At 56.2% G+C, this 16,285-nt stretch carries 14 protein-coding genes and 4 tRNA genes; 12 read left to right on the plus strand and 6 right to left on the minus strand.

What is annotated here, in order from left to right; genetic code table 11:
• Positions 1-106: 106 nt before the first annotated feature.
• A complete protein-coding gene (gene rdgC / locus NHU87_RS27890; RefSeq protein ID WP_123496202.1) occupies positions 107-1,027 on the minus strand; it encodes a recombination-associated protein RdgC in 921 nt (306 codons plus the stop codon).
• A 160-nt stretch (positions 1,028-1,187) separates the two neighbouring features.
• Between rdgC and NHU87_RS27895 the strand changes: the two genes are divergently transcribed.
• From NHU87_RS27895 to NHU87_RS27915, 5 genes are all read left to right on the plus strand, one after another.
• Positions 1,188-1,263, plus strand: a tRNA-Val gene (locus NHU87_RS27895).
• Between the two features lie 18 nt (positions 1,264-1,281).
• Positions 1,282-1,358, plus strand: a tRNA-Asp gene (locus tag NHU87_RS27900).
• A 198-nt stretch (positions 1,359-1,556) separates the two neighbouring features.
• A tRNA-Val gene (locus tag NHU87_RS27905) sits at positions 1,557-1,632 on the plus strand.
• A 19-nt stretch (positions 1,633-1,651) separates the two neighbouring features.
• A tRNA-Asp gene (locus tag NHU87_RS27910) sits at positions 1,652-1,728 on the plus strand.
• Between the two features lie 213 nt (positions 1,729-1,941).
• Positions 1,942-3,288 (plus strand): DUF4329 domain-containing protein, encoded by a 1,347-nt coding sequence (locus NHU87_RS27915; protein ID WP_253554935.1) that lies wholly within the window; start codon positions 1,942-1,944, stop codon positions 3,286-3,288.
• 9 nt (positions 3,289-3,297) lie between these two features.
• On the opposite strand, the gene NHU87_RS27920 is transcribed toward NHU87_RS27915, so the two are convergent.
• Together NHU87_RS27920 and NHU87_RS27925 are read right to left on the minus strand one after the other, a co-directional pair.
• Positions 3,298-4,434: a catalase family protein gene (locus tag NHU87_RS27920; protein ID WP_253554938.1), complete on the minus strand. Its 1,137-nt coding sequence runs from the start codon at positions 4,432-4,434 to the stop codon at positions 3,298-3,300.
• A gap of 3 nt (positions 4,435-4,437) precedes the next feature.
• Positions 4,438-6,270, minus strand: coding sequence for a di-heme-cytochrome C peroxidase (locus NHU87_RS27925; RefSeq protein WP_253554950.1), 1,833 nt, complete (start codon positions 6,268-6,270; stop codon positions 4,438-4,440).
• Between the two features lie 269 nt (positions 6,271-6,539).
• Here NHU87_RS27925 and NHU87_RS27930 point away from each other — a divergent pair, with 269 nt between their 5' ends.
• The 6 genes from NHU87_RS27930 to NHU87_RS27955 all read left to right on the plus strand — a co-directional run bounded on the left by NHU87_RS27930 (position 6,540) and on the right by NHU87_RS27955 (position 10,052).
• Positions 6,540-7,253, plus strand: coding sequence for an FKBP-type peptidyl-prolyl cis-trans isomerase (locus NHU87_RS27930; protein WP_217858043.1), 714 nt, complete (start codon positions 6,540-6,542; stop codon positions 7,251-7,253).
• Between the two features lie 294 nt (positions 7,254-7,547).
• Positions 7,548-8,003 (plus strand): YkvA family protein, encoded by a 456-nt coding sequence (locus tag NHU87_RS27935; RefSeq protein ID WP_253554957.1) that lies wholly within the window; start codon positions 7,548-7,550, stop codon positions 8,001-8,003.
• 114 nt (positions 8,004-8,117) lie between these two features.
• Positions 8,118-8,459 (plus strand): helix-turn-helix domain-containing protein, encoded by a 342-nt coding sequence (locus NHU87_RS27940; RefSeq protein ID WP_030131674.1) that lies wholly within the window; start codon positions 8,118-8,120, stop codon positions 8,457-8,459.
• The gene (locus NHU87_RS27945) at positions 8,456-8,827 is read left to right on the plus strand and encodes a hypothetical protein (protein WP_007898892.1); all 372 of its coding nucleotides are present in this window, start codon (positions 8,456-8,458) and stop codon (positions 8,825-8,827) included. The genes NHU87_RS27940 and NHU87_RS27945 overlap by 4 nt, the downstream gene beginning before the upstream one ends.
• Positions 8,828-9,235 carry a sel1 repeat family protein gene (locus NHU87_RS27950; RefSeq protein WP_253554960.1) on the plus strand — a complete coding sequence of 136 codons (408 nt, stop codon included), beginning with the start codon at positions 8,828-8,830 and terminating at the stop codon, positions 9,233-9,235.
• A 487-nt stretch (positions 9,236-9,722) separates the two neighbouring features.
• Entirely contained in the window at positions 9,723-10,052 is a 330-nt protein-coding gene (locus tag NHU87_RS27955) for a hypothetical protein (protein WP_253554963.1), read from the plus strand.
• A 147-nt stretch (positions 10,053-10,199) separates the two neighbouring features.
• Here NHU87_RS27955 and NHU87_RS27960 read toward each other — a convergent pair whose 3' ends face one another.
• From NHU87_RS27960 to NHU87_RS27970, 3 genes are all read right to left on the minus strand, one after another.
• Positions 10,200-11,987, minus strand: coding sequence for a bifunctional diguanylate cyclase/phosphodiesterase (locus tag NHU87_RS27960; RefSeq protein WP_253554966.1), 1,788 nt, complete (start codon positions 11,985-11,987; stop codon positions 10,200-10,202).
• Between the two features lie 113 nt (positions 11,988-12,100).
• A complete protein-coding gene (locus NHU87_RS27965; protein ID WP_253554969.1) occupies positions 12,101-12,931 on the minus strand; it encodes a hypothetical protein in 831 nt (276 codons plus the stop codon).
• A gap of 96 nt (positions 12,932-13,027) precedes the next feature.
• The gene (locus NHU87_RS27970; protein WP_253554972.1) at positions 13,028-15,109 is read right to left on the minus strand and encodes a carboxy terminal-processing peptidase; all 2,082 of its coding nucleotides are present in this window, start codon (positions 15,107-15,109) and stop codon (positions 13,028-13,030) included.
• 138 nt (positions 15,110-15,247) lie between these two features.
• Between NHU87_RS27970 and NHU87_RS27975 the strand changes: the two genes are divergently transcribed.
• Positions 15,248-16,210 carry a zinc-binding dehydrogenase gene (locus NHU87_RS27975; RefSeq protein ID WP_253554981.1) on the plus strand — a complete coding sequence of 321 codons (963 nt, stop codon included), beginning with the start codon at positions 15,248-15,250 and terminating at the stop codon, positions 16,208-16,210.
• The last annotated feature ends 75 nt before the right edge of the window (positions 16,211-16,285 follow it).

Genomic DNA, 16,285 nt, shown 5'->3' on the forward strand with positions numbered 1-16,285 from the left:
GCGATGGCGGCGTGTCAGACTACATTTAAGCCGTCTGACACGCCGCCATCGCAGGCAAGCCAGCTCCCACATTTGATCCGGTTCCTTCAAGGGGAACCGGTTGTTTTTAGATACCTTGCGGCATCTCTTCACCACCCAACGCTTCCACCATCGAAGGCAGGAAGTCGCCGAAGGTCAGCATCATCAGGGTGAAGCTGGCGTCCAGTTGGCCCAGGGCTTCGTCGCCACCGTCCTGTTCCGCCTGATCTTGCAGCAGGTCTTCGAACTTCAGGCGCTTGACCACCATTTTGTCGTCAAGCACGAACGATAATTTGTCCTGCCAGGCCAGCGACAGTTGAGTGACCACTTTGCCGGTGCTCAGGTGCAGCTGGATCTCTTCGCTGGTCAGGTCCTGACGCTTGCAGCGCACGATGCCGCCGTCTTCGTGGGTATCGCGCAGTTCGCACTCGTCCAGCACGAAGAAATCATTCGCGGCTTTCTGGGTGGTAACCCACTCGGTCATGGTCGCGGTCGGCGACATTTTTACCGTCAGCGGACGCACTGGCAGCGAGCCGATCACTTCGCGCAGAGTGGACAGCAGGTCTTCGGCACGTTTCGGGCTGGCCGAGTTAACCAGAATCAGGCCCTGTTTCGGCGCGATGGCGGCGAAGGTCGACGAGCGACGGATAAAGGCGCGGGGCAGGAAGGCCTGGATGATTTCATCCTTGATCTGGTCGCGTTCCTTTTTGTAGACCTTGCGCATTTGTTCGGCTTCGATCTCTTCGACCTTTTCCTTCACCGCATCACGTACAACGCTGCCCGGCAGAATGCGTTCTTCCTTACGGGCGGCGATCAGCAAGAAGTCGCCACTGATGTGCACCAGCGGCGCGTCTTCGCCCTTGCCGAATGGGGCGACGAAACCGTAGGTGGTCAACTCCTGGCTTGCACATGGACGCGCCAGTTTGGTGGCCAGTGCAGTTTCCAACGCCTCGGCATCAAAAGGCAGATCTTGGGTCAGGCGATAGATAAGCAGGTTTTTGAACCACATGGGGTGAGTCTCTCCTTTATACAAAGGGGGGCATTATTGTCCTCCGTGTGCCATAGGCCAACCCTTCTCTAAGCCTTTGGAAGGCCTGAGAAAATTAATTAAAAAAGTGCTTGCCAGAGGTTGGGTCGCTCCGTAGAATGCGCGCCACACCGAAAGTGAAGGGTGATTAGCTCAGCTGGGAGAGCGTCTGCCTTACAAGCAGAATGTCGGCGGTTCGATCCCGTCATCACCCACCATTCGCTTTAGTGTTACGCGCAGCGGTAGTTCAGTCGGTTAGAATACCGGCCTGTCACGCCGGGGGTCGCGGGTTCGAGTCCCGTCCGCTGCGCCATATTCGGTAACCTGGAACGCTGAACGCCAGGTCACCACGGAAAAGCCCGCTAATGCGGGTTTTTTTCTGTCTGTAGTTTGTCTGAAGTTCCTGCAGGGTGTGTCGTTTTACCGGTTTTCAGATTTTTTTGATTTTTTATCAATTAAATCAACACTTTATGAAAATCTGTGGCACAATGCGCCCCGCAACGAAGGTAAAGGGTGATTAGCTCAGCTGGGAGAGCGTCTGCCTTACAAGCAGAATGTCGGCGGTTCGATCCCGTCATCACCCACCACTTACTTTCAACGCTACGCGCAGCGGTAGTTCAGTCGGTTAGAATACCGGCCTGTCACGCCGGGGGTCGCGGGTTCGAGTCCCGTCCGCTGCGCCATATTCGGTATCTGGAACGCTGAACGCCAGGTACCACGGAAAGCCCGCTTAATGCGGGCTTTTTGCTGTCTGGGATTTGGCAATTTAGCACTGCATAGGGTGGATATATATATGTAGTGCCTGACAGGCAATTTTCTTTCGAATAATGGGTCGCGTTCTCCATGATCTGTACGGGTCATGGAGCCATTATCAATATCTATCGAGAGATTTTTGCATGATATCTATTCCCACCGAAGTTGCTAATACCGCTCCTGATCCTGTATTGAACCGGGCATTTATCACCGCCAATGACGCCGCAGCCCATTTGCATGAGTCGCTGAAAGATCGGCGAAACTCTGAATATGCTGGCTTCATTCTGAAAAACCAGGACGGGTACTTCTTTCCCTCCACTGAGATCACTGACGGTGGTTTCGCAAAAGACCCGAACCTTCCGCTAGCCGTGCTCCTTAAGCCGGACGGCAAGTTTGTGGTTCCTGATGGCTACACCGTCGCAGCGCGCTTCATTTCTCATGTCGATGTGATGAAAGGCACAGAGGAGAATTTAGTAGAACGGATCCAGCGAAAATATTTTTTCACCATTCCCGATTTGTTCGCTGTGATGACTCATCGACGAAAATTCTCCAGCTGTTATTTCTCAGGAAGTGATGGTTGCCTCATCTCATACGTATCGAGGAACTCTGAATTCGAGCAAGAGTTGTCGTCCCAATTATCTAAAGCTATAGATGGCACCAGCAAGACGTTCGAGCGGTTATACGCACGAGGTGCAATACCAAGCAGCATCCTGATCTTATTGGCCGTGGCGGCGGGTGAGGTGACCGCGGTGATCCCTGGTGATCTTTGGAGACGAAGGGGACGAGTGAATGCCAGTTGGAGGAAGGAGATACTGCAGCAAAACCCGCCCATAGAACTGATGCCTGTTTGCGGGCCAATCTTTAAAGATGCCAAGGGTGCTGCTCATTATGCCCACACTCAAATGGCTGAGTTTCGGAAAAAACCGCCAGTCAAACAATATTCAGGCGTTATTCTCAAGCACAAAACGAAGGACGTTTTTGTTGCCACCGAACCAGTGGATAGTGATTACGCCAACTTCAGCCGGGAAACTCTCTTTCCCAAGGATCACAACGGTAAGCCGCAGATTCCAGCAGATTTTCGGATTTATGGCATCTACCACTCAATGAACCCGGTCCCCGATAACCGGTTACCTTCGGTCGAAGTTGAACTCTATAAAAACTTTTTCTCCCCCTCGGACATGAGAATCGGCCTGGACCGGATTGCGGTAGCACCTAATCAACGCTTGTTTCTATCCACACTCGATGGAGCGGTGTTGCGCTTTGCCAGCACTGAGATTTCGAAGGTGACGGAATTACTCGCCAAGCTTGCTTGCCAGGCCGATGGTCGCCATGACATTGAGCAGCAAATAATTGACGGTGTTATGAGTCCACAGCAATTTGTCGATCTGGTGGCCGCTGTCGGAACGTTGAGTGTTCTTTATTCGAGCAAAACCTGGCCCAGTATCGGTCAGGTTCACGCACCTGTTGCCACTGTAATCGTTGAAGCTTAAGTAACGAAACTATCGTTCACCATTGCGGCTGTGTCGGTAATCACTCACCGCTTCGTACACCGCTTTACGCAGGCGGTTTATCCCGCCGATGGGGCGGTGGGCTTCAAGGCCGAACCATGGGTTGAACGACTGATTGTCGCATTGCAGGTTCAGCGCGGGGGTGTCGAAGTCCTGGGCAGGCAGTTTGATCCGGGCTACGGTTTCGAAGGGCGCGTCACTTTCGCTCCACTCGATGCTGGTGTCTTCGATCGGCATGTATTTGCCCGCATCCTGGCGCTGGATCTGCAAGACGAAACACGCCGGCACCCGATCGGTCGACAACTGCTGGTTCAGCGCACTGCGCAGGAAGTTCGGCAGGTTTTGATTTTGCGTGGGCAACGCGTAGACCGGGCAGCTATCAGGATCTGGCATCACCCGGAATTTGGCGTTGGCCTCACCGAACTTGTACGGCGAAACCGAAAAGTAAGTGGTCTGCGTCGGGCTTGTCGGGGCAGGGGAGAGTGTCGCCAGCGCGATAAACAGATGGCGAACCTGCCACGTGCGCGGGTCCCAACCCGGGAAGAACGCCATCGCCTTTTTGCCATCAGCCTGAGCGGCCACATTCTGACGATACTCGGCGACATCGCTGACAAAGAAGTTCGGATGGTTGAACATCACGAAATCCTGTTCGCTGCGTCCTTGTCGGTCACTCAGCAACTGTTTGCCGGGCACATCGAACAGTTTGATCGCCATGCCCCGGGCATCGCGGATGCTGTCGAACTGCGGATACGCATTGCCATTGGACAGCCGCATCGTCGCTTGCCAGGTTTTGCCGGGCTCGCTGAACACGCCTTGACGTAACTCCGTCGCCAGATCCGGCAGCACCTGAACCTCGGCCTTCACGCAACCATGGGCCTTGGCATGGGCATCGCGAAGGTAGCGGGTACTTTCACGGTGTTGATCGACGATACGCACGGCCGTCTGGATGATGTCCTGGGTCATTGCCGCTTCGCCGTCCGGAATCAGTTCTTCAGCCGATACCGGGCCGCGATGCTGCCAGGCGGACCAGGCCATGATCAGCGCCCAGCCGAGGAGGCCCAGACCCAACAACCACAGCAGGGTTTTGCCGAGGAGGGCGCCCAGGCGCAACCAGAGAGTGATCAGCATGGGTCAATCCTTTTGACTGAGAAGGCGGTCTGGCAATTGCGACTCCATCGGGCCACCCAACACTTTCAGGTATTCCAGCAGTGCCCAGCGTTCCTCCGGTTGCAGCAGGCGACCAATGACGCCGTTCCCACGCTCGCCTGCGCGGAACTCGTGGCCGCTGTTGTGATTGCCAGTGACGCGCGTGTCGAATACAAAACCGTTGGTGAAGGCTTCAGTGCGATAGCCCAAATGTTTGGGGTCGTATTCGAAGGTGCCCTTGTAGAACGTGTTGGCGCGTTCACCCTGGGGCGAGAGCAGTTGATAAATGCTCGGTACCGAACCGTTGTGCAAAAACGGCGGCGTGGCCCAGACGCCTGCCAGTGGTCGGGCCTTGTAGCTGCGCAATTCCTGAACGCCGATCGGCAGGCCGAATCCGTCCAGATTCGGGCACTCTGCGGGTGTCACATTGGCTTCGCGGTAGGCTTGGTTGCCCACAAAAGCAGTGACATAAGCGAGCCCCTTGGCCACTGACAACTGGCTCATATCCAAGGGTTCTGTGGGTGTTGGGTGCAGTTGTACGTCCAGTTGCGCAAGCTCTGCCGGATCCCACTGCAAGGCCGTCAGATCGAAGCGATGATCAGCAATATTGTTGGCGGCACCGGCGTCTGTGCCAATCACCTCCACAGGCAGCAATTTCAGATGTTGCACGAGTCTGCCGTCGCTTTGGGTGACGCGGGGGACATGACACCCGGCGCAGTTTTCAGCGAACAGTTCGCGGCCTTTTGCGGCCAGGGGCTTGTCGATATTGCCCAGAAGGGCTTCCGGCCAGGCGGGCGGTTTGAGGCGTTGCAGGGTTTCCTCGATCCGGTGCAGATCGCGCACCCGGACGCTGGACGGGTAGCGGTCGTCGCCCTTGAGCGGCTGCCCGCTGCTGTCGAAGAAACTCAGTGTTGCGCCCACACCCAAGGCCTCGCCGATATTGCGCGCCATCGGTTGCTGCGCCGAACCGTTCCACTGCACCCAGTCGAAGGTCCACATGTCCCACAGTTGTGGGTAGTCCACCGGAGCGTTGGCCACACGGTAATTGGCGGGCGAAATCGCGTCGCCGAAGCTGGCATTGGCAATGCGCCCGAAGGCGTCGGTGCGGCCGGGGCCTTCCTCGGTGGGATAGAGACCGCGATGGGTGTCGTTCCAGGCCACTTTGAAGAAGGTATCGAGGGAGACTTTGAAGTCTTTGCGCAGCTGTTGATGCCGTGCGTCGTAGTCCTGGCCCAGAACGTTGCGTGCGAAACGTTCGAACTTCCAGGGGTTGTAGTAAGTCGAGGTCAGACTGGCGACCAGCGCTTGTCCGAAACTGCCGCCTCGCAGCGTAGGAACGCTGGACGGCAACACATGCTGCGCTGAACCGCCGTCGATGCGCACGGCCTGGCCATTGAAGCGCAATTCGCCGGTGTGGCAGGCGGCGCAGGTGATGTCCAGAAACTCGTCCTGGCTGCCGGGGTTTTGATGACGGGCGAACCCGACGGGCAGGTTACCCGGGTTGTTCGGCGTGGCTTTCTGGCTCGGGTCGATCAGAAAACCAAAGCGTGCGAGGTATTCAGGCGCGGCGAATCGTTTTTGCGAGAAAGGCAATTCCAGGGCGTTGAACCAGTCATAACGCAAGCCTTTGACCTGGGTACCTTGAGGTGTGAAGTAGTAAGCCTGGCGGTCGGCGGCGCTCCATTGCTCCAGGTAATTCACCTGTTGCGCCGGTGACCAAACCGGCAATTTCGGGTTGGCGACGTAATACAGCACTATGGCGAGGCCTAGCCCCAGTAATACGGCGATCAGAATCAGCAAGCGGAATATGAGGCGCAAGATAAACGTCCTTGTCAATTTGTAGCTCTCTTATGCCTCAGCTGACGAAGTGCGGCAAGAGGCCATTACGCCAGAGTCTGTGGGAACCGGCCCTTGAGTCTGTAAGAGCCAAATGACAGAAGCTTCATCCTTCTATAGCTGAAATGCGTTTAAACACCTGAACTTATCAGACGTTTCCTGCTCTCATGCCGGTAGCCATTGGTCGTGGCGGCCTGATAAGCTCGCGGCTTTACTCGATTGCCCTTTAGGCGCATGAACAAGGAAATAGCATGAAACAGCATCGGTTGGCGGCGGCGGTGGCCCTGGTTGGCCTGGTACTTGCGGGTTGTGATTCGCAGACCAGCGTAGAGCTGAAAACCCCGGCGCAAAAAGCTTCCTACGGTATCGGCCTGAACATGGGCAAAAGCCTTGCTCAGGAAGGCATGGATGACCTGGATTCCAAAGCGGTAGCCCAGGGCATCGAAGATGCCGTCGGCAAGAAAGAACAGAAGCTGAAAGATGAAGAGTTGGTCGAAGCCTTCGCCGCACTGCAAAAGCGTGCTGAAGAGCGTCTGACCAAAATGAGCGAAGAGTCGGCAGCCGCCGGCAAGAAATTCCTCGAAGAAAACGGCAAGAAAGCCGGCGTCACCACCACGGCTTCCGGTCTGCAATACGAAGTGGTCAAGAAAGCCGACGGCGCTCAGCCTAAGCCGACCGACGTAGTGACTGTTCACTACACCGGTAAACTGACCAATGGCACCGTTTTCGACAGTTCCGTCGAGCGCGGCAGCCCGATCGATCTGCCGGTCAGCGGTGTGATTCCGGGTTGGGTCGAAGGCCTGCAACTGATGCACGTTGGCGAGAAGTACAAACTGTACATCCCTAGCGAACTGGCTTACGGCGCCCAAAGCCCAAGCCCGGCGATTCCAGCCAACTCGGTGCTGGTATTCGACCTGGAGTTGCTGGCCATCAAGGATCCAGCAAAACAAGACGCCACCAAGTAATTCGCGTCTGCTCTAAAAACAACGCCTCGCTTATGCGGGGCGTTGTTGCATCTGGCGTTCAGTGGAGGTAAACAAAGCGAACGGATGCGGTACGCTGAAGTCATAGCCAGTGAGGGCGCTCGAGCTAGACGGGCCAGAACGCCAAGTCAATGAAATCTTGGGTTTTTTTATGTGAGTAAAAAACGCCCGATCTGAGTCAGGCCCTTATGAAACGGGGCTTTCAGCGATGAAATGCAGCTCTGTTCACAAGGTTATCCACAATTTGTGTGGATAACATTTCAGCGGGAGGAACAAATGAAAACGCCTTGGAATTTCGCTCGTTTCCTGCCTCTGGCCGGACGCCTGCTTGCCCGTGGCCGTTTGCCGACCCTGCTGTTCGCGGTTGCCAGCAAAGGCGCCAGCCAGGGTTTTCGTCTGGGCAAACTCAAAGACGATCTTCGCCTGTTGCAGGCACTCTGCCTGGCTTACTGGCGTGGCGAATACCGGGCCATCAGCCCCAAAGCATTGCTTTCGGTGGTGGCCGGCCTGATGTATTTCCTGAGCCCCCTGGATGCAATCCCGGATTTCATCCCGATGTTCGGCATGCTCGACGACATTGCCGTGCTGGCCTGGTTGATGAAAGTCCTCGATGACGAGCTCAACGCCTTCCGCGCCTGGCGCAAACGTCAGCTGCCGGAGAAGCTCGCGGTGGTCGAACGCTTGCCTGACACCCCCGAGCAATTACAACTGCAGGGCCCGAAAAAAAACTGAACCCAGTCAGAATCCTCCTCATATTCATACCCCCCGCGACCTTGGCCGCTGTTAGGATTACACTTCTAAGGAAAAGCGCCGACTCGCTAAGTGTCGTTGTCCTACGGGGTAGTCATGGATATTCAGATAATTACACGCGAAGGCGAACCCGAATATGCGGTTCTGCCATGGGCTCAGTATCAGGCTCTACTGAAAGCAGCAGGCATCAAGCAACAACCACCGCGTGACGCCACAGTGCCTCCCGCGGCGGCACCAGACCAGATTCTTCCGGGTCTGGATCAACTACGCAATTTGCGCGAAGGGAAGGGCATCGCCATTGAGGCGCTGGCCCGCACGGTAGGCATCAGCCCGTCATATCTCGCCTTGATCGAAAGCGGTGAGCGTCAACCCGACGCTGCTATTCGCCGCAGCCTCGCCTGGGAATTGACGGTGCCAGGATGGAGGGATGAATCGTGAGCGTACGCATCAGTCGTCAACATTGGGATGGATTGTTGGGGGAGCTGGATCAGGCGCGTCGTCAGCGCCATCTTTTGACTTATCGGGCGTTGCTGGAGCGTTTGCAGCTACCCACGCCGGCCATGCAAACCTTGACCGCAGCCCTTGAGCATCTGGCCGCGCTGGATGCCAGAGCCGAGCAGCCGTTGCGCAGCTCGTTGGTGATCAGCCAAGGCGCCAGCCGCTTGCCGCGCACCGGCTTCTTCGAATGTGTCGAGCGCCTGGGGCGCTTCTCCGGACCGTCCGATGGCGTGGCTGCCGCGTCCTGGCATGCCTCGGAAGTGGTGCGGGTGTTCGAATACGAGTACCCCGAGTCGGCGGAAGCCTGAGTGTTTTTACGACTCAAGGCGCGGGCCAGTTACTGGCTGGCCCGCCGGTTGTTCCACTGGTCGTGGTTTGTGCGTCAACCGCGAGGCTGGAGCTGGCTCGAGGGCCAGTTCGCCCGCATGGCGAACCTGGGTGATGTCGGCGCCCAGAGCTTCTACGGCCACATTCTGGCCTTTCGCGGCGTCGGTCTTGGGGCTCGCGAGGAGGGTGTGCGATTACTGTGCCTGGCTGCATTGGCGGGGGATGGCAAGGCGGCCTATCAGGTTGGCGTGATCAGCCTGGCCGGGACGCCGAGCAAGGCGCCGGATCCGGTGGAAGCGGCTCGCTGGTGGGAAATGGCGGCTAAGGCCGGGCATCCGCTGGCTGAACTCAAATTGAAAGAATTGGCGTCTCGCGGTTCTGCGGATTAAATAATGGTGTGTCTGACAAATTAACGTGGCGTGAGGGAAACCTCCCGCCACGTTTGCGTTTCTGCGTGCTTGTTGATTAATGGAGCGCTTTTTAGCGAATTGCCCTACATCAACATCATCCTTTCCCGGCTTCTTTCCTGATTGATCCCCTGCAAAGTCCTGCGCGTTTATTGCCGGTCAAATCCATCGGAGATTTCCTTCAAGTTGTAGCGGTTTTCATGAACTGGTACGGAATACGCTTCATCGATAGTCTTGGGTTGTCACTGCAAATTCAGTGACAGGGCGTGGAAGCCCTTCTATCGTTAGGCGCATCAAGCGCCACCAGTTCGGCGTTTTTTATCGTCTGTGTTTTATGGTGGCTGTGCGCGGGGCGCTTTCGAGTGCGCCGGGTGCCTAACGTCCTGGTCTTCCACACCTGCGTACAGCCGCCACCTATTGCGTGGAAGTGATTTCTGGCGGCTCCGATCCATACGTTAGGAATTAAACAATGACAGCAATTACCCCTGATCCGCCGTACGAACAACCAATACCCCACCCCAAAAGCCGCTTCATGGCGCTCACCAGCAACTGCAATGACATGCCCACGCTGTTCGTCGATACCCACGCGCCGCTCGATGTTTTGTATGACGCTGCCAACTATCGAATTCGCGCCGTCACGCAGGTGCTTGAGAACCTGTCCATGCGCGGCTCGGTCGAGTGTGATTCGACGATACTCAGCGACTTTGCCTTGCTCTGTGCCATTCCACTGCGCGATGGGTGTGATGTGCTGGATGTGATCGGGTGGCGGTTGCGGGCTCGGCCTTCGGACGGTGGCTAGTGACGGATTAGTCCTGGGGATTTGTGGTGCCTGAGCGGACCTCTTCGCGGGCAAGCCTCGCTCCTACGGGTTTTGTGTCGTTTGTGAATATTGCGTACGACACAAAATCTGTAGGAGCGAGGCTTGCCCGCGAAGGCGTCAGATCAATCAGCGATGCCCAATGAGCATTTCTTCAGGTCCGGGCACCGCCAGGCTATCAATCACATGCACGCTATACCCCGGCACATTCTTCGCGTGATGCTTGGCCTGCGAGGCCATCTCCGCCAATTGACTTGCATCGAGTTGTCCGCAAGCCTGTGGATGCAAATGCACCACGCCGATGGACAGGGACAGCAACGGAAATTCCTGCCGCACCCCTTGGCGGTTGGGGGCGATGAAGCAACCGGCTTCCAGGTGTTCGCTGCGATAGAAGCGTCGGCATTGGCTGTGGAAGTCGTCCAGCAGTTGATTCAGGCGTTTGCGCCAGTCTTCCGGGCCGAGGACCAGCAGGAAGTCATCGCCGCCGATATGGCCGACGAAGTCGCGGGATGGGTCGACGCGGTCGTTCAGGCATTGCGCCAGGCACAGTAGGACTTCATCCCCGCGACCGTAGCCGTAGATGTCGTTGAAGGGTTTGAAGCTGTCGATGTCCACGTAGCAGATCACCGATTCCCGTTCCTGTTGCAGCAGGCGAGTCAGGCATTGCTGGATCGGTACGTTGCCCGGTAGCAGGGTCAGTGGGTTGGCGTAGCGGGCTTGCTGGATTTTCAGTTCGGTAATCAGCTTGAGCACGTCGATCACTCGACCCAGTCCCAGATAGCCGCCGTTGAGGGTGATGATGAAGTCTTCTTCGATGCGCTGGCGGGCGCGGCTGGTGATCAAGCGGCTGACCTGTTGCAGCGACTGGCTGAGCTCCACGGCGAGGAAATCGTCGCTCATCAAGCGGCTGATGGGCTTGCGGGCGAACAAGTCGGTGGCAAAGGGCTTGAGCAGGGCGTCCGAGAGTGAATGACGGTGGACGATGCCGCAGGGCTGGCCTTGCTCGTCGAGTACCGCCAGGGAGTTCAGGTTGGCCTGGCGGCGGAAGGCTTCCAGCACGGTGGCGGTCGGGGTGTCGCTGGCCACCGCCGGTTGGTCGTTGAGCAAGGCGCTGAGGTCACTGACTTCCTCGTTCAGTATCGCGGCGACGCTGTTTGGTTTGGGTATGAAACTTCGGGCATCGCGGGGCGGATGCTCCTGGGGCCGGCAGAGCAGATAACCTTGCAGCAGATCAACGCCCATTTCGGTCAGCACGGCGAGTTCTTCCGGCAATTCGATGCCTTCGGCGATCACTTTTGCCCGCGAAGCCTTGGCGATTTGCAGGATCGAGCCGACGAATTCACGCTTGAGCGCGTCCTGATGAATACCGTCGATAAAGTGCCGATCGATCTTGACGTAATCCGGGCGCAATTCGGACCAGAGCCGCAAGCTCGAATAACCCGCACCCAGATCATCCAGCGCAATGGAAAAGCCCATTGCCCGATAGTGATGCAGGGCGTTTTGCAGCAACTGGAAATCGTCGGTCGGGGTCTGTTCGGTGAGTTCGATCACCACCTGGCTCGGTGGTATGCCGAAATCCTGCAGCAGTTGCAAAGTGCGTCCGGGTTGGTGGGCGGCTTCGAGCAGGGATTCCGGGGACACATTGAGGAAGAGTTTGCCGGGCAGTTGCTGTTCATTGAAACGGCGGCAAGCACTTTGCCGGCAAGCGATTTCCAGTTCGCTGAGGCGACCGGCCTGGCGGGCTACCGCGAACAGGGCAACGGGGGAGTGCAGCGGACTGTTGGAGGGGCCACGGCTGAGGGCTTCGTAACCGATGATGCTTCGTTCGGAGAGGGAAATGATCGGCTGGAACAGGCTGTGCAAACCGCTTTGAGTCAGTATTGAACTCAAGGCACTCAGCTGTTCGGTCGTGGTCATGGCGTTCTCTGGCGATAAAAAAGGACTGGGCGTGCTCTCGTAAAAGAGCACGCCCAGTCCTGTATTTCACGACAGAATGATGACTGTTTGATGACTTTATACTGAAAAAATCACTACTTTTTTTTGCTTGCTGCGCTTTCTTGGATTTCTTTATTTTTTGCTTCTTTCAGGCAGCTAACGGACAAGGAAATTGGGTTGTACTGGCTGAAGATAATAAGACCGCTATCGTCAATTATGGCTCTCGTGTGTTCGCTCGTTTGGAAAGTTGTTTTTCCCTGTTTAACAGATATAGGGTTGCCGTATTTGTCTGAAAAAATTTTAACTAAAGCCTCGTTATTTTTTTTTGAGAGTTTCGTCTCTTCTTCATCCGTAGGGAACGGGCCGTCGCGATTTTCGGCCTTGTAGGTATCGTAAAGGCTGGTGAAGTGAAAGAAAACCTGACGTACAAGGTTGGTTTCGTTGCACTGAAATTGATAGTAAGTGATGCGGCTGAATAATCTGTCTGAAATCTCAGTTGAGGTAAAAATACTATCTTCGGTATAGTCGGAATTTTTATAGGTGGTTGGGATTTTTGAATATTCGTCGAATATTTGAATGTCCCTAAAACCTTTAGGGAAAGGGGTTTCTGCAGAGAATCTTTCTTCCTCTTGTAGCTGTAATATCTTCTTCTCAAGCTCCGTTTTCGAAGCCTCCAATGAGATTATTTTTGATTCAAGTCTGCTTGTCAGTGTTGCAGTTTTGCTTTTGTTATCGTTTTGAATGTTTGTATTTTTTTCTATGCTTTCGGTAAGTTCTTTACGTGCGGTGTTGAGGTCTTTGGTTAATTCTATGATCGTATTGTTGTTTTGCTTTTCATATATTGGAACGATGTATTGATGGAATATAGCGATTGTTGCGGCGACAGCTGTTGCTCCTATGAACAGTGGGTGTTTACTGAAGTCCATTTTATTACGCGCTTTTGGGGTTTTTGTAAGTAGGTTGTGATGTCAATCAACGGGGCTAACAAGTTAGCCCCGTTGGAGATCCAATCAAAAATTAACCTAGTGCTTGGCAACCGCGGTGTTGAGTTTCAAGTAATCCAGCAGAATCCGCCCGGTCTCGCTCAGATAAGCATCGTCTTCTGGCTTGGTCTTGTCCGGCTCGGCCGCGAGGGCATCTTCGTCTTCTTTCTTCAGCTCTTTGAGCGGCTCTTCGCCCTTGGCCTTGCGACGGATGTTTTCCATGGCCAGTTGCTTGGCTTCGATATCGGCGTGTTGTGCGCGACGGTCGGCTTCATTGAGGCTGACGGTTTTTTCGCTCATCAACTTCTGCGCCAGGGCCAGTTTGTCGCGGATGAACACAAACTCCGCGTCCTTGGCGGTGCGCACGTCATGCTCGGACTTGAGCTGCGTGATGTACGGTTTGAACGGGTCAAGCGCAGGCTTGATGGCCGCACGAATGGTGTCCCACGGCATGGCTTCCGGCAGGGCGCTTTCGCCGATTTCCTTGGTGTCGATGATTGACGGGTAATCGATGTCCGGCAATACGCCCTGATGCTGGGTGCTCTGACCGGAAACCCGGTAGAACTTGGCCAGGGTCAGTTTCAGTTCGCCATGGTTCAGCGGCTGAATGGTCTGCACGGTGCCTTTACCGAAGGTCTGGCCGCCGATAATCAGTGCGCGGTGGTAGTCCTGCATGGCGCCGGCGAAGATCTCCGAAGCCGAGGCGGACAAACGGTTCACCAGCAACGCCATCGGGCCTTTGTAGAATGCGCCCGGGTTTTCATCTTCCAGCACATCGACCCGGCCGTCGGCGTTACGCACCAGTACGGTCGGACCTTTGTCGATGAACAGACTGGTCAGCTCGGTGGCTTCCTGCAAGGAACCGCCGCCGTTGTTGCGCAGGTCGATGACCACGCCGTCGACTTTGTCTTTCTGCAGTTCAGTCAGCAGCTTCTTGACGTCGCGGGTGGTGCTCTTGTAGTCCGGATCGCCGGCACGGAAAGCCTTGAAGTCCAGGTAGAAGGCCGGGATCTCGATGACGCCGAGTTTGTAGTCCTTGCCATCCTGCTTGAGTTTGAGGACCGACTTCTTCACCGCCTGGTCTTCCAGCTTCACCGCTTCGCGGGTGATTGGCACGATTTTGGTGGTCTGGTCGTTCGGCGCATTGCTGGCGGGGATCACTTCCAGGCGCACCACGGTGCCTTTCGGACCACGAATCAGTTTGACCACTTCGTCCAGGCGCCAGCCGACTACGTCGACCATTTCCTTGTTGCCCTGGGCGACGCCGATGATCTTGTCGGCCGGCGCAACCTGCTTGGTCTTGTCGGCTGGGCCGGCAGGCACCAGGCGCACGACTTTCACTTGATCGTTATCGCTCTGCAACACGGCACCGATGCCCTCCAGGGACAGGCTCATGTTGATGTCGAAGTTTTCCGCGTTATCCGGCGACAGATAGTTGGTGTGCGGATCGTAGGACATGGCGAAGGTGTTGATGTACGCCTGGAAGATGTCTTCCGCACGGGTCTGGTCCAGACGCGCCAGCTGATTCTTGTAACGCTTGGTCAGGGTTTCCTGAATCTGCTTGGACTCTTTGCCGGAGATCTTCATCCGCAGCACTTCGTCCTTGACGCGTTTGCGCCACAGGTCGTCCAGCTCTGCGGTGGTCTTGAGCCAAGGGGCATCCTTGCGATCGACCAGCAAGGTTTCCTTGGCGGTGAAGTCAATCTTGTCGACGCCCTTGTTCAGCTCGGCAAGGGCAAAGTCCAGACGCGACTTGACGCGGTCCAGGTAGCGCTTGTAGATGGCGAACCCGGCGTTCAGGTCGCCGCTTTTGAGGAAGTCGTCAAACTGGGTTTTCCATTTGTCGAATTCGGCAATATCGCTGGCCATGAAGTAGCTGCGCGATGGATCCAGCAGCTTGATATAGCTGTCGTAGATGATCACGGAGCGTGCATCGTCGAGCGGTGGCTTGCTGTAATGGTGACGCTTGAGCAATTCGACGACGTTCAGACTGGCGATTACTTCGTCACGATCGGGCTGAAGCTTGTCCCAGCTGTTGGCTGCGAACGAATTGCTCGACATCGGCAAAAGACCGAGACCAATGACAAGAGCGAGGGCGGTGCTGGGGAGCAGATGCTTCATGCTGATTCGACGCGGGGACAATTGATAACGCATATTAGGCCGTCTTTGAAGTCGCCGGATCCACAAGGACCGGTCGCATAATGCAAAAAGCCCGGCGCTACAGCTTCGGGCTCAGTCCAGACTCACTATGGAGGCACTGTGAAAGCATTGCAAGGCGTTGAGGGGCGAGTGGAGTGGGTTGAAGAGCCGAGTCCTACGTGCGATGTAGGACAAGTTCGCATCCGGGTGGCGGCAGCAGGACTCAATCGCGCCGATTTGTTACAGAAGGCGGGGCTATATCCGCCCCCGCCGGGGGCCAGTCAAGTACTGGGTCTTGAGTGTTCGGGGGTGATCAGCGAGGTCGGCCCGGGCTCTTCCTGGAAGGTTGGCGATCGGGTTTGCGCCTTGCTGGCCGGGGGTGGGATGGCCGAAGAGGTAGTTGTCGACGGACGGCATGTGCTGCCGGTTCCCGAAGGTTTGTCTCTGGCCGAGGCGGCAGCGTTGCCGGAAGTGTATGCGACCGTTTGGCTGAATTTGTTTCAACTGGCTGCGCTCAAACCGGGTGAGAAAGTTCTCTTGCACGCCGGCGCCAGTGGAATCGGTTCAGCTGCCATTCAGCTGTGCAAGGCGTTTGGTAACCCGTGCTGGGTCAGCGTCGGTTCTGCCGAGCGGCTGGCTTACTGCGAAGCGTTGGGCGCGCAGGGTGGAGTGGTGCGCAACGGTGATCTGGATAGCTTGAATGATCTCGCGCCGTTCGACGTGATTCTCGACCCGGTGGGTGGCAATTACGCGGCGTTGAACCTCAAGCTGCTGGCTCGCGATGGTCGTTGGGTGCTGATCGGTTTGATGGGCGGTCGTGAGGCGCAACTGGATCTGGCTCAGGTGCTGGCCAAGCGGGTGCAATTGCTGGGTTCAACCCTGCGCAGTCGCGACGAGCAGTTCAAGGCCGATTTGTTCAGCGATCTTGGCCAGCATGTCTGGCCGCTGTTTGCCGAAGGGCGTTTGAGCCCGCAACTGGCTAAGACATTTGCGATCAAGGATGCCGAAGCAGCGTTTGCGGAACTGGCGACCAATAAGGTGTCGGGGAAATTGGTGTTGGTGATCGACGAAAGCCTGACCTAACCCCTGTAGGAGCGAGGCTTGCCCGCGAAGGCGGTGTGTCAGTCAACATCAATGTTGAATGACACACCGCCTTCG

Source organism: Pseudomonas mandelii (genome assembly GCF_024138395.1).
GTDB lineage: Bacteria > Pseudomonadota > Gammaproteobacteria > Pseudomonadales > Pseudomonadaceae > Aquipseudomonas > Aquipseudomonas mandelii_E.